The sequence below is a fragment of the Pseudolysinimonas kribbensis genome, assembly GCF_030161895.1.
Lineage (GTDB): Bacteria > Actinomycetota > Actinomycetes > Actinomycetales > Microbacteriaceae > Pseudolysinimonas > Pseudolysinimonas kribbensis.
In genome coordinates, this window is the sequence record NZ_BSVB01000001.1 from 2,588,341 (window position 1) to 2,601,162 (window position 12,822).

Below are 12,822 nucleotides of genomic sequence, written 5' to 3' on the forward strand. Positions count from 1 at the left end.
CAGCGGCCGCCCCGCGCTCCCCTCATCCGGAGGACGAATGACCGACACCATCCTCGAGATGCGCAGCATCTACAAGGAGTTCCCCGGCGTCAAGGCGCTGCAGGACGTCTCCATCTCCGTCGAGCGGGGATCGGTGCACGCGATCTGCGGCGAGAACGGTGCCGGCAAGTCCACGCTCATGAAGGTGCTCTCCGGCGTCTACCCGCACGGGAGCTTCGAGGGTGACATCCTGCTCGACGGCGAGCCCGTGGAGTTCCGGTCGATCGGCGACTCGGAGGGCGCGGGGATCGCGATCATCCACCAGGAGCTCGCGCTCAGCCCGTACCTCTCCATCGCCGAGAACATCTACCTCGGCAACGAGAAGCAGCGGGCCGGATTCATCGACTGGAACGCCACCAACCTGGAGGCGGCGAAGCTCCTGCAGCAGGTGGGGCTGCAGGAGAACCCGATCACGAAGATCGCCGACATCGGCGTGGGCAAGCAGCAGCTGGTCGAGATCGCGAAAGCGCTCTCCAAGGACGTCAAACTGCTGATCCTCGACGAGCCCACCGCCGCGCTCAACGACAGCGACTCGGAGCACCTGCTCGACCTCATCCGGTCGCTGCGCGACCAGGGCATGACGGCGATCATCATCAGCCACAAGCTCAACGAGATCAAGGCGATCGCCGATCGCGTGACGATCCTGCGCGACGGGCACACCATCGAAACGCTCGAGATGGGCGATCGCGACGCCAGCGAGGACCGGATCATCAAGGGCATGGTCGGGCGCGACGTCGACCACCGCTTCCCCGACCACGCGTCGCACATCGGCGGCGAGCTGCTGCGGGTCGAGAACTGGACCGTGCACCACCCGCTGGATCGCGAGCGCAAGGTCGTCGACGACGCGAACATCGTGGTCAACGAGGGCGAGATCGTCGGCATCGCCGGGCTCATGGGCGCCGGCCGCACCGAGCTCGCCATGAGCCTGTTCGGCCGCAGCTACGGCACCAACATCTCGGGCCGCGTCTACAAGCGGGGCGTGCCCATCTCGGTGAGCACGGTGCCGAAGGCGATCGCCAACGGCATCGCCTACTCGACGGAGGATCGCAAGAAGTACGGCCTCAACCTCATCGATACCATCCAGCGCAACATCTCGATCGCCGCGCTCGACAAGCTCGTCTCCTGGTTCGCGTTCGTGAGCGAGGCCAAGGAGCGGATCGTCGCCGACGGCTACCGCCGCACGATGAACATCAAGGCGCCCGGCGTCGGCGTGCTCACCGGCAAGCTGTCCGGCGGCAACCAGCAGAAGGTCGTGCTGTCGAAGTGGATGTACTCCGACCCCGACGTGCTGATCCTCGACGAGCCGACCCGCGGCATCGACGTCGGCGCGAAGTACGAGATCTACACGATCATCGACCGGCTCGCGGACCAGGGGAAGGGCGTCATCGTCATCTCCTCCGAACTGCCCGAGCTGCTCGGCATCTGCGACCGCATCTACACGCTCTCGGCGGGGCGCATCACCGCCAACGTGCCGCGCGCCGAGGCGACGGCCGAGCACCTCATGCAGTTCATGACCAAGGAACGGGAGAAGACGCGCGCATGAAGCCGCTGACATCCGCCATCAACTACCTCGCCGGCCAGCTGCGTCAGGTCGGGCTGTTCATCGCGCTCATCGTCATCGTCGTCTTCTTCCAGATCACGACCGGCGGGATCACGCTCGCGCCGATCAACGTCTCGAACCTGGTCGTGCAGAACAGCTACATCCTGATCCTGGCCGTCGGCATGGTCATGGTGATCATCGCGGGGCACATCGACCTGTCGGTCGGCAGCGTCGTGGCGTTCATCGGCGCCGTGGCCGGCGTGATGATCGGCAAATGGCACATGCCCTGGCTCCTGGCGATCGTGCTGTGCCTCGTGCTCGGAGCCCTGGTGGGCGCGTGGCAGGGGTTCTGGATCGCCTACTTCGGCATCCCGGCCTTCATCGTCACGCTCGCCGGCATGCTCGCATTCCGCGGCGCCGCCGAGATCGTGCTCGGCAACGAGCAGATCTCCTTCTTCCCGAAGGGCTTCCGGGCGATCGGCTCCGGATTCCTGCCCACCTTCGGCTCGACGGGGTACGAACCGCTCACGATGGTGCTCGGTCTGCTCACGGCGCTCGCGATCCTCGTGCTGTCGCTGCGGCAGCGCGTGGTGCGTCGCCGTTACGAGCTCGAGGACGAGCCGCTGTGGTGGTTCGTCGTGAAGCTCGTCTTCATGGTGGCGCTCGTGCTCATCGTGACGGTGCTGCTCGCGAGCTACGACGGCACGCCGATCGTTCTGATCATCCTGGGCCTGCTCGTCGTGGGGTACACGGTCGTCATGAGCCGCACGGTCTTCGGCCGGCACATCTACGCCATCGGGGGCAACCTCGCGGCCGCCCACCTCTCGGGCATCAAGACCCAGCGCGTGACGTTCCTGCTGTTCATCAACATGGGCGTCATCTCGGCGATCGCCGGCCTCGTGTTCACGGCGGGGCTCAACCTCGCGAGCCCGAGCGCCGGCGACGGGTTCGAGCTGGATGCCATCTCGGCCGTCTTCATCGGCGGCGCGGCCGTCACGGGCGGCATCGGCACAGTGCCCGGCGCGATCGTCGGCGGCCTCATCATCGGCGTGCTCAACAACGGGATGTCGATCCTCGGCATCGACAGCGACGTGCAGCAGCTGATCAAGGGCCTCGTGCTCCTGGCGGCCGTCGCGTTCGACGTCTACAACAAGCGGCGCTCGACCGGCCGCTGACCGCGGCCGGCGACGCCGACGCGGCGCTGCTCCGGGATCCGGGCAGCGCCGCGCCGGCGCGTGCGGGAGGTGTCGGTCAGGCCGCGTCGACGACCTGCTCCTCGGCGAACGGCGTGATGGCCGTCGTCTCGAGGGTGCCGGTCGGCACGGGCTCGAGACGGGTCCCACGGCGCAGGGCGAGGCCCGCGACCAGCGACACGACAGCCGCGCCCGCGCCGATGATCCCGACCGTGAGGAACCCGACGGTGTAACCGGACTCCGCGGGCAGCCGACCGGGTGCCGCGCTGCCCGTCACGATGACGGTCATGAGCGTCACGCCGATCGTGCGGAGGTTCGCGTTCATGCCGCTCGCGACGCCGGTCTCGGTGGGGCGCACGGCCTGCACGACGACACTCGTGATCGCCGCGTAGGCGACGCCGAGCCCGAGCCCGAACGCGCCCGCCTCGACCAGCAGCTGCCAGGCGGCGCTGTGGAACAGCGCGATCGCGATCGTCGACGCGGCGATGACGGCGCTCGCGATGGTGACCTGCACCCGGAAGGGCACGAGCCGGGCGAGCGGGCCGCTCAGGAATCCGGCCGCGCCCATCGTCACGAGCATGGGCAGCATGAGCAGCCCCGACTCGCCGACGGTGGCGCCGAGACCCCAGCCGGTGGAGGTCGGCGTCTGCACGAAGCGCGGGAAGAAGGCGAAGGTGCCGAACATCGCGGCGCCCATGAGCACGGCGGCGGCGTTCATCGGCCAGATCGCGGGGAGCGCATCATGCGCATGTCGACGAGCGGGGTGCGGGAGCGCACCTCGACCACGACCCAGGCGGCGATCAGCACGACCGCCAGCGCGAGCAGGCCGAGGATGACGGGCGAGGTCCAGCTCCAGCTCGAGCCCTGGCTGAGCGGCAGGAGCAGCGCGACCAGCCATCCGGAGAGCAGCAGCGCCGCCGGCACGTTGATGCCGCCCGTCGATCGTTCGCGCGATTCGGGCACGGTGAGCGCCGTGAGCACGCCCCCGCCACGGTGAGCACCAGCGGTACCAGGAACAGGCCGCGCCAGCCGAGCACGCCCACGAGCGGGCCGGCCAGCACGGTGCCGAGCCCGGATCCGATGGCCAGGATCGCCGACATCCCGCCGATCGCGGAGGGCACCCGGCGCGCCGGGAACGCCTCCCGCAGCAGGCCGAAGGCCAGCGGGAACATCGCGCCGCCGAGGCCCTGGATCACGCGAGCGATGAGCAGCACCCCGAGCGTCGGCGCGGTCGCCGCGATGAGGGAGCCGAGTGCGACGGCGGCCACGGTGACGAGGAAGGTGCGTCGGCGCCCGACGAGGTCGCCGACCCGGCCGAGCAGCGGGGTCGCGACCGCGGCGGAGATGAGCCACGCGGTCATGGCCCAGGTGACGCCCGCGGTGCCGGTGTGCAGGTCCGCCTGGATGGCGGGCAGCACCGGCACGATGAGCGATTGGAGGGTGGAGAAGGAGGCGACGCTGAGACCGAGAGCGGCGAACGTGCGCATCGGGGTGGATGAAGGCATGGCGGAATGCATCCGTTCCTGGGGTGTGAGGGAGCGCGCCGCGACATCGGCGGCTAGAATCGGAAGGAGTCTCCGTTCGGAGGCTGCCTCCGGTTAGAGTGTAGCGGAGGCTGCCTCCGCTTTGCAAGCCCGTGAAGGAGGGCGCCATGTCGATCGATTCGATCGTGCAGCGTCCGCAGCGGGCGGATGCCCGCCGCAACTTCGACGCACTGCTGGCGGCCGCGCGGGAGGCGTTCACGCAGCACGGCGCCTCGGCGTCGCTGGAGGACATCGCTCGCCGCGCCGGCGTCGGGGTGGGCACGCTGTACCGCAACTTCCCGACGCGCGAGGCGCTCATCGAGGCGGTCTACGTCGACGAGGTCGTCGCGCTGCAGCAGGCCGCGATCGAGACCGAGAAGCTCGAGCCGTGGCAGGCGCTGCGCACCTGGCTCGACCGCTACATCGAGTACGTGGGCACCAAGAAGGCGCTCATCGAGGTGCTCAATCGTCACAGCGAGGTCATGCTGGCCTGCCGCACGATGCTGTACGACGCAGGCGGCCCGGTCGTCGAGCGCGGGCAGGATGCCGGCGTCGTGCGCCCCGACACCTCGATCTCCGACATCGTCCGCCTCGTCTCCGCCGTCGCCGGCGTCGCCTACGAGGACGAGAGCCAGCGCCGACGCGTGCTCGATCTCACGATCGACGCGCTCAAGGCCTGACCTTCCGGGAGAATGGGGGCATGACCGACCCCCGCTTGGCCGTCATCGTCCTCGCCGCCGGCGAGGAACCCGCATGCGCTCGCGTACGGCGAAGGTGCTGCATCCGATCGCCGGCATCCCGATGATCGGGCACGTGCTCGCCGCCGCCCGCGAGCTCGGCGCCGCGCACGTCGTCACCGTGCTGCGGCATCAGCGGGATGCCGTCGCCGCCGCCGTCGCCGAGTACCTGCCCGAGGCGATCGTCGCCGATCAGGACGAGGTGCCCGGCACCGGCCGCGCCGCGGAGATCGGGCTGGCCGCGCTGCCCGCCCAGTTCGACGGCGACATCGTCGTCGTGAGCGCCGACGTGCCGCTGCTCGACGCGGGGACGCTGGGTCAGCTCCTCGCCGGGCACCGGTCTGCATCCGCGGCCGCCACCCTGCTCAGCACCATCGTCGACGATCCGACGGGCTACGGCCGCATCGTGCGCGACGCCGATGGGCGGCTGGCCCGCATCGTCGAGCAGAAGGACGCGACGCCGGAGGAGCGCGCGATCACCGAGATCAACTCGGCGACCTACGTCTTCGCCGCCGCGCGGCTGCGCGACGAGCTGCCGCGCCTGGGCAGTGACAACGCCCAGGGCGAGAAGTACCTGACCGACGTGATCGCGCTGCTGCGCGCATCCGGGGCGGAGGTCGCCGCGATCCCGGTCGCCGAGCCGTGGATCGTCGAGGGCGTCAACGATCGCGTGCAGCTCGCGCGTCAGGCGGCCCGCCTGAACGCGATGATCGTGCACCGCCATCAGGTGAACGGCGTGACGGTCGTCGACCCCGCCACGACCTGGATCGACCTGAACGTCTCCATCGGCGAGGACACCGTCGTCTGGCCCAACACCCGCCTCGCGGGTGCCACGACGATCGACCGCGACGCCGTGATCGGACCGGACACGACCCTCGTCGACTGCGAGGTCGGCGCGGGCGCGACCGTGAAGCGCGCGGATGCCACCCTGGCACTGATCGGTCCCGGCGCCTCGGTCGGACCGTTCGCGTACCTGCGCCCCGGCACCGAGCTGGGCGAGGGCGGCAAGATCGGCACCTACGTCGAGACCAAGAACGCGAAGATCGGCGCCGGCAGCAAGGTGCCGCACCTGAGCTACGTCGGCGACACGACGATCGGCGAGCACACCAACATCGGCGCCGGCGCGATCACTGCGAACTACGACGACCTCGACAAGCACCCGACGACGATCGGGTCGCACGTGCACACCGGGGCGCACAACGTGTTCGTCGCGCCCGTCACCGTGGGCGACGGAGCGAAGGTCGGCGCCGGCGCCGTCGTGCGCAAGGACGTGCCGCCCGGCGCACTCGCGATCAGCGTCGCGCCGCAGCGCAACGTCGAAGGGTGGACCGAGAAGAACCGGGCCGGCACCGACGCCGCGCGCGCCGCCACCGACGCGTCGGACTGACCCCCGCCGCCGCGACCGCCGCGACCGCCCCGACCGCCCCGACCGCCCTGACCGCCGCGACCGCCCACGTCTGCATCACGTCGGCGCGGTCGACCGCGCCCGGATGATGCGAACGTGGGCGCTCGCCCCTCGCGCCGGCGGATCGGGGACCCCGTCCCGGCATCCGGGAGCGGCGGCGGAACCGATAGGCTGCAATCCGGCGGCGGCGAAGGGCGGAACGTGTCGGCGATCACCTCCTCGGGCGGCAAGCGACTCGTCCTGGTCTCCGGACGAGCGCATCCTCAGTTGGCCGAGGACATCGCGACCGAGCTCGATACGGAGCTGCTGCCGACCGACGCGCGCACCTTCGCGAACGGGGAGATCTACGCCCGGTTCCAGGAGAGCGTCCGCGGTGCGGACATGTTCGTCATCCAGTCGCACACCTCGCCGATCAACGAGTGGCTCATGGAGCAGCTCATCATGCTCGACGCGGCCAAGCGGGCGAGCGCGAAGCGGATCACCGTCGTCGCGCCGTTCTACCCCTACGCCCGGCAGGACAAGAAGGGCCGCGGTCGCGAGCCGATCTCGGCCCGCCTGGTCGCCGACCTGTTCAAGGCGGCCGGAGCCGACCGCATCATGAGCGTCGACCTGCACGCCGCCCAGATCCAGGGCTTCTTCGACGGACCGGTCGACCACCTGTTCGCCATGCCCGTCCTCCTCGAGCACTTCCAGCAGCAGCTCGACCCGTCGACACTGACGGTCGTGAGCCCCGACATGGGCCGTGTGCGCGTCGCCGACGTGTGGAGCGACAAGCTCGGCGCACCCCTGGCGATCATCCACAAGCGTCGCGACCCGCTGGTGCCGAACCAGATCAGCGTGCACGAGATCATCGGACCGGTGGAGGGGCGGGTCTGCCTCATCGTCGACGACCTCATCGACACCGGTCGCACGATCGTCAAGGCCGCCGAGGCGCTCAAGGAGCAAGGGGCCACCACCGTGGTGGTGGCGGCGACGCACGCGGTGTTCTCCGATCCCGCCGTCGAGCTCCTGCAGAGCACGATGATCGACTCCGTCGTCGTCACGGACACCCTTCCGGTGCCCGAGGCCAAGCGGTGGGATCGCCTGACGGTCCTGCCGATCGCGCCGCTCATCGCGCGCGCGATCCACGAGGTGTTCGACGACGGGTCCGTCACCTCGATGTTTGACGGCGCCGCGTAGGGCGACAGCCTCAGGCCGCCCGGGTCACCAGGCGCCCGCCGGCGCCTTGATGCGCTCGACCGGTGTGTAGTGCCAGTGGGCGCCGTACGCGTAGTGCCCGCCGGCCCAGTTGCTGTTCCAGATCGCCGACTCGGTGGCCGCGGCGTCGTCACCGGCGGCGAGCCCGGCGGCGATCCCCGACATCCCGGGGTTCGAGTGGATGAGGTGCGCCACACCCTGCGCCGAGGCGAGCAGACTCGGGAAGGAGGCGAAGCCGCCGTTGCCCATGTTCAGCGGGTTGTTGCGGTTCCACCAGTCGTCGACGCCGTTCTCCTGGCGCATCCAGCGGGTCATGACCGTCACGTTCGCGTCGGTCTGCGGCCAGCCGCCGTCGAGCAGCACGATCTTGGCCCAGTCGTAATTGGTGCCGCTGGCCGAGAGGGTCTGCAGCCCCGGGGTCGCCCCGTATCCGTCGCGCGTGAGATCCGGGGCGGGGCCGGCGTCCGGCGTGACGATGGCGGCGGCTCCGGTCGACGTGGGCGCCGGTGAGACGAGCGGGGCGGGAGCCGCCTGGGAGGCCACGTCGAGCTTCTGAGCGTGCGTCGAGATGTATGCGCTCAGCTTCTGCGCGTTGCTCGGCGCCGCGAGCTGCGTCGCGAAGATCGCGCCCGCGAGGGCGAGGGCGCCGACACCGACCGTTCCGCCGAGCGCGAGCTCCCAGCGCCGCAGATGGTGCGGCTGGCGGCGACGCCCGTGAGCTCGGTCACGGGGTCGGGCAGACGGGAATCGGGTCAGTCGTCGAAGAAGGCGCATGGTGTCGTTTCAGTGCCCGGGGATCGGCACGCGTCGGCCAGGGTAGCAAACCCCGCTGGATCGGGCTCTCAGCTCTGCACGGCCGGGTGCGGCGGCCGCGGCGCCGGCTCGAGCCCCGGGATCAGTCCGAGCGTCGCGCGCAGCAGCTCCGACCCGTCGAAACTCCGGCTGTAGCAGTACCACGACGGGCCCGCCGGTCCCGCCGGCTCGAACCGCGCGACGGCACCGATCGCGCTCGTGTCGACCGTGCGGACGACGATGCGGCACGCCGCCTGCGCCGTGCGGATCTGCATCTGAACGGTCGCGATGATGCCCGGGATGATGAGGGCGGCCACCGCGATCAGAACGCCGATCCGCAGCACGCGGCGCACGCCGGGCCGGCTGAGGCTCGCGCCGGATCCGGGCTCGTAGCCCGCGAGCTCGGGGTGCTCGTCGTCGTCGGTCATGCCGCCAACAGTGTCGCAGACGTACCCTCGGCGCATGGGTGCGACCACCTTCGAGCGGCGGCTGATCGACGGGATGACGACGGGCCTCGGCATCCCGGACGCGGAGGTCGGCATCGACGGAACGGCGGTGCTGCGCTCGCGGTATCCCGTCTCGGAGTTCGCCGCCGCCTCGATCGCGACGGCCGGGCTCGCGCTCGCCGAACTGCTGCGGGCGCTCGGGATGCCGTCCGCGCCCGTGCACGTGGACCGCGGCCTCGCCGACGTCTGGTTCGGGTGGGCGGTGCGTCCCGACGGGTGGGAGCGCCCGCAGGTGTGGGACGCGATCGCGGGCGACTACCGTGCGCGCGACGGCTGGATCCGGCTGCACACCAACGCGCCCCGGCACCGGGATGCCGCGCTCGCCGTGCTCGGCGTCGCGAACGATCCCGCCGCCGCGGTGCGGGAGGCCGTCGCCGGATGGGATGCGGAGGCGCTCGAGACCGCGGTCGTCGCGGCCGGCGGCGTGGCGGGCGCGTTGCGCTCACCGGGGGCGTGGGCCGGGCACCCGCAGGGCGCGGCGGTCGCGCGCGAGCCGCTCGCCGGCATCCGGAGCACCGATCCCGGGCCCGCCGAAGCGCGACGCTGGCGGCCGGTGCCGGATCGTCCGCTCACCGGACTGCGGGTGCTCGACCTGACACGCGTGCTCGCCGGACCGGTCGCGACGCGGCTGTTGGCCGGCCTCGGTGCCGAGGTGCTGCGCATCGATCCGCCGGACTGGTCGGAGCCCGGCGCCGAGCTCGAGGTCACTCTCGGCAAGCGGCTCGCGCGGCTCGACCTGCGCACCGACGACGGCCTCGCGAGGCTGCGCGAGCTGCTCGCGGGTGCCGACGTGCTCGTGCACGGCTACCGTGCCGATGCTCTCGAGCGGCTCGGGCTCGGTGCGCAGGAGCGACGGCGGCTGCGTCCGGGCCTGGTCGACGTGAGCCACGACGCGTACGGGTGGACCGGGCCGTGGGCGATGCGACGCGGCTTCGACAGCGTCGTGCAGATGTCGAGCGGGATCGCGTGGCCGGGTGCTGCCGCGACGGAGCCCGACCCCGACGCGCGCCCGACCCCGCTCCCCGTGCAGGCGCTGGACCACGCGACCGGCTATCTGGAGGCGGCGGCCGTGCTGCACGGGCTCGCGCGCCGCGTGCGCGACGGTGTCGGGACGGCGTCGCGGCTCTCGCTCGCCCGCACGGCGCTCGAGCTCACCTCGGCCGACGTCGAGCGCGGACCGCTCGGCGAGGCGGGGGAGCCCGCGTCGACGGCGATTCGGACGGGATGGGGCGCGGCGCGGCTCGTGGCGCCGCCGCTCACCGTGGGCGCGGCGGTGCTGCGCTGGGACCGCGGGTCGCGCCCCTCGGGAGCGACGCCCCGGAGTGGGTCGAGTAGCGGCTCTAGTGCGACGAGCCCTCCGACTCGACCTCGGAGCGGTCGCCCGACCACAGCGTGTGGAAGATGCCGTCCTTGTCGACGCGCTTGTACGTGTGCGCGCCGAAGAAGTCGCGCTGCCCCTGGATGAGCGCGGCCGGCAGGCGGTCGGCGCGCAGCCCGTCGTAATAGGCGAGCGACGACGCGAACGCCGGGGCGGGCACGCCCGCGTGCGCGGCCATCGACACGACGCGACGCCACGGACCCTGGGCGGCCGTCACGACATCCACGAAGAAGGGGGCCGTGACCAGCGAGGTCAGGTCGGGATCGGCGGCGTAGGCGTCGGTGATCCGGTTGAGGAACCGGGCGCGGATGATGCAGCCGCCGCGCCAGATCTTCGCGATGTCGCCCTTGTCGATGTCCCAGCCGAACTCCTCGGCGCCCGCGATGATCTCGTCGAAACCCTGCGAGTACGCGATGACCTTCGAGGCGTAGAGCGCCTGGCGCACGTCCTCGATGAAGTCCTCCGGGCTCTCGATGGTCCAGCGGTCGCTCGGGCCGGGGAGCACCTTCTGCGCGACCGCCCGCTGGCCGGGCTTCGACGAGAGGCTGCGCGCGAAGACGGCCTCGGCGATCCCGGAGACCGGCACGCCCAGGTCGAGCGCGTTCTGCACGGTCCAGGCGCCCGTGCCCTTCGCGCCGGCCTGATCGAGGATGACGTCGACGAGCGGCTTGCCGGTGGCCGCATCCACCTGACGCAGCACCTGCGCGGTGATCTCGATCAGGTAGCTCTCGAGCTCGCCCCTGTTCCACTCGTCGAAGACGTCGGCGATCTCGGCCGGGCTCTTGCCGGTGCCGCGACGGATCAGGTCGTAGCCTTCCGCGATGAGCTGCATGTCGGCGTACTCGATGCCGTTGTGCACCATCTTCACGAAGTGGCCGGCGCCGTCGTGGCCGATGTGCGTCACGCACGGCTCGCCCTCGGCGACCGCCGCGATCGACCGGAAGATCGGCCCGAGCGTCTGCCACGACTCGTCCGAGCCGCCGGGCATGATCGACGGACCGTTCAGCGCGCCCTCCTCGCCGCCCGAGATGCCGGTGCCGACGAAGTGGATGCCCGTCTCGCTGATCCGCTTCTCGCGCGCGATGGTGTCGCGGAAGTTCGCGTTGCCGCCGTCGACGATGATGTCGCCCGGCTCGAAGACCTTCACGAGCTCGTCGATGACCGCGTCGGTGCCCCGGCCGGCCTGCACCATGATGATCGCGGTGCGCGGCGTCGAGAGGCGGTCGGCGAACTCCTGATAGCTCTTCGTCGCGATGAATCCGGCCTCCGGGTGCTCGGCGACGAGCTCGTCGGTCTTCGCCGCCGTGCGGTTGAAGACGGCGACGGTGTTGCCCTCCCTGCTGGCGAGGTTGCGCGCGAGGTTGGAGCCCATCACCGCCAGCCCGACGACGCCGATGTTGGCCTGGGGGACGTCAACTGAAGCCATGCCTCCAGGCTACTGTGAGCCGCATGACCGACCGTCTCCGCGTGGTGGTCGCCGCGCCCTTCCCCGAGGACGATCTGACCGAGCTGCGTCGCCGGGAGCCGCGCGTGGATCTGGTGTACGAGCCCGAGCTCCTGCATGCCCCGGGCGTGGAATGGCAGCAGGCGAAGCGGCGCGAACCCGCCGAGCAGGCGCGCTTCGAGGCGCTCGTCGACACGGCGGATGCGCTGCTCGGGGCGCCCGACTCGTCGGGCAAGGGGCTCGCCCGCACCGTGGCCGCCAATCCCCGGCTCCGCTGGGTGCAGACGATCCAGGCCGGGGGCGGGCAGATCGTGCGGGCCGCACGTCTGCCCGACGAGGCCCGGGAGCGGATCGTCTTCACGACCTCCGCAGGGGCGTACTCCCAGCCGCTGGCCGAGTTCGCGCTGTTCGGCGTGCTGGCCGGCGGACGGCGGCTCGGCATCCTGACGGCCGCGCAGCGCCGGCACGAGTGGGCGCCGCGACTGGTCATGCCCGCGGCCGCCGATCAGACCGTCGCCGTGGTGGGTCTCGGCAGCATCGGCCGGGCGAGCGCGCAGAAGCTCGCCCTGCTCGGCTACCACGTGGTCGGCGTGCACCGCCGACAGGTGGATGCCGAGGGCGTCGAGCGCATCGAGCCCGTCGAGCGGCTGGCCGACGTCGCCGCGCAGGCCGACGCGATCGTGCTCGCCCTGCCCGGGACGCCGGCGACCGAGAAGCTGCTGAGCCGCGAGGTGCTCGCCCGCGTCAAGCCGGGGGCGACGGTCGTCAACGTCGGCCGTGGCACGACGGTCGACGAGCCCGCGCTGATCGAGGCGCTGCAGGACGGCCGGGTCGGGTTCGCCGCCCTCGACGTGTTCTCCGCCGAGCCGCTCGCCGCCGACAGCCCGCTCTGGGACATGCCGCAGGTGGTCATCGCGCCGCACACCGCCGGCGTCGACGGCCATGAGCCGCGCGTCGTGGCGGAGCTGTTCGCCGAGAACGCGCGCCGGCTGCTCGACGGCGAGCCGCTCCTGAACGTCGTGGATCCCCACGAGTTCTACTGACGCCCTGGCGGCGTCCGGCGGCGCT

At 71.4% G+C, this 12,822-nt stretch carries 10 protein-coding genes and 2 pseudogenes; 7 read left to right on the forward strand and 5 right to left on the reverse strand.

Annotated features, from left to right (window positions below):
• Positions 1-37 precede the first annotated feature (37 nt).
• On the forward strand, positions 38-1,582 hold the full coding sequence (gene mmsA / locus QQK35_RS14270) for a multiple monosaccharide ABC transporter ATP-binding protein (protein WP_284254752.1): 1,545 nt from the start codon (positions 38-40) through the stop codon (positions 1,580-1,582).
• Entirely contained in the window at positions 1,579-2,754 is a 1,176-nt protein-coding gene (mmsB, locus tag QQK35_RS14275; protein ID WP_284254753.1) for a multiple monosaccharide ABC transporter permease, read from the forward strand. Before mmsA ends, mmsB begins: the two co-directional genes overlap by 4 nt.
• A gap of 76 nt (positions 2,755-2,830) precedes the next feature.
• Here the strand turns inward: mmsB and QQK35_RS14280 are convergent, their stop codons facing one another.
• Both QQK35_RS14280 and QQK35_RS14285 read right to left on the reverse strand, forming a co-directional pair.
• Positions 2,831-3,490, reverse strand: a complete 660-nt coding sequence (locus QQK35_RS14280) for an MFS transporter (protein WP_284254754.1) — start codon at positions 3,488-3,490, stop codon at positions 2,831-2,833.
• A gap of 82 nt (positions 3,491-3,572) precedes the next feature.
• A complete protein-coding gene (locus QQK35_RS14285) occupies positions 3,573-4,277 on the reverse strand; it encodes an MFS transporter (protein WP_284254755.1) in 705 nt (234 codons plus the stop codon).
• A 146-nt stretch (positions 4,278-4,423) separates the two neighbouring features.
• Here QQK35_RS14285 and QQK35_RS14290 point away from each other — a divergent pair, with 146 nt between their 5' ends.
• The 3 genes and pseudogenes from QQK35_RS14290 to QQK35_RS14300 all read left to right on the forward strand — a co-directional run bounded on the left by QQK35_RS14290 (position 4,424) and on the right by QQK35_RS14300 (position 7,616).
• Positions 4,424-4,975, forward strand: a complete 552-nt coding sequence (locus QQK35_RS14290; protein ID WP_284254756.1) for a TetR/AcrR family transcriptional regulator — start codon at positions 4,424-4,426, stop codon at positions 4,973-4,975.
• Between the two features lie 20 nt (positions 4,976-4,995).
• Positions 4,996-6,419, forward strand: a pseudogene (gene glmU / locus QQK35_RS14295) (bifunctional UDP-N-acetylglucosamine diphosphorylase/glucosamine-1-phosphate N-acetyltransferase GlmU).
• A 219-nt stretch (positions 6,420-6,638) separates the two neighbouring features.
• A complete protein-coding gene (locus QQK35_RS14300; protein ID WP_284254757.1) occupies positions 6,639-7,616 on the forward strand; it encodes a ribose-phosphate diphosphokinase in 978 nt (325 codons plus the stop codon).
• A gap of 24 nt (positions 7,617-7,640) precedes the next feature.
• On the opposite strand, the gene QQK35_RS14305 is transcribed toward QQK35_RS14300, so the two are convergent.
• Positions 7,641-8,408 (reverse strand): hypothetical protein, encoded by a 768-nt coding sequence (locus QQK35_RS14305; protein ID WP_284254759.1) that lies wholly within the window; start codon positions 8,406-8,408, stop codon positions 7,641-7,643.
• Between the two features lie 68 nt (positions 8,409-8,476).
• Positions 8,477-8,854 (reverse strand): hypothetical protein, encoded by a 378-nt coding sequence (locus QQK35_RS14310; RefSeq protein WP_284254760.1) that lies wholly within the window; start codon positions 8,852-8,854, stop codon positions 8,477-8,479.
• A gap of 220 nt (positions 8,855-9,074) precedes the next feature.
• Here QQK35_RS14310 and QQK35_RS14315 point away from each other — a divergent pair.
• A pseudogene (locus QQK35_RS14315) lies at positions 9,075-10,091 on the forward strand (CoA transferase); the annotation flags it as partial.
• A 181-nt stretch (positions 10,092-10,272) separates the two neighbouring features.
• On the opposite strand, the gene gndA reads toward QQK35_RS14315, so the two are convergent.
• On the reverse strand, positions 10,273-11,736 hold the full coding sequence (gndA, locus tag QQK35_RS14320) for an NADP-dependent phosphogluconate dehydrogenase (protein WP_284254761.1): 1,464 nt from the start codon (positions 11,734-11,736) through the stop codon (positions 10,273-10,275).
• Positions 11,737-11,759: 23 nt separating this feature from the next.
• Here gndA and QQK35_RS14325 point away from each other — a divergent pair, with 23 nt between their 5' ends.
• Positions 11,760-12,797 (forward strand): D-2-hydroxyacid dehydrogenase, encoded by a 1,038-nt coding sequence (locus QQK35_RS14325; protein ID WP_284254762.1) that lies wholly within the window; start codon positions 11,760-11,762, stop codon positions 12,795-12,797.
• The last annotated feature ends 25 nt before the right edge of the window (positions 12,798-12,822 follow it).

Excerpts from the sequence above, each read along its gene's own strand:
- QQK35_RS14305 (WP_284254759.1), bottom strand. The coding sequence starts at position 8,408 with ATGCGCCTTCTTCGACGACTGACCCGATTCCCGTCTGCCCGACCCCGT.
- mmsA (WP_284254752.1), top strand. The coding sequence starts at position 38 with ATGACCGACACCATCCTCGAGATGCGCAGCATCTACAAGGAGTTCCCC.
- QQK35_RS14285 (WP_284254755.1), bottom strand. The coding sequence starts at position 4,277 with ATGCCTTCATCCACCCCGATGCGCACGTTCGCCGCTCTCGGTCTCAGC.
- QQK35_RS14280 (WP_284254754.1), bottom strand. The coding sequence starts at position 3,490 with ATGAACGCCGCCGCCGTGCTCATGGGCGCCGCGATGTTCGGCACCTTC.
- QQK35_RS14290 (WP_284254756.1), top strand. The coding sequence starts at position 4,424 with ATGTCGATCGATTCGATCGTGCAGCGTCCGCAGCGGGCGGATGCCCGC.
- QQK35_RS14310 (WP_284254760.1), bottom strand. The coding sequence starts at position 8,854 with ATGACCGACGACGACGAGCACCCCGAGCTCGCGGGCTACGAGCCCGGA.
- mmsB (WP_284254753.1), top strand. The coding sequence starts at position 1,579 with ATGAAGCCGCTGACATCCGCCATCAACTACCTCGCCGGCCAGCTGCGT.
- gndA (WP_284254761.1), bottom strand. The coding sequence starts at position 11,736 with ATGGCTTCAGTTGACGTCCCCCAGGCCAACATCGGCGTCGTCGGGCTG.
- QQK35_RS14325 (WP_284254762.1), top strand. The coding sequence starts at position 11,760 with ATGACCGACCGTCTCCGCGTGGTGGTCGCCGCGCCCTTCCCCGAGGAC.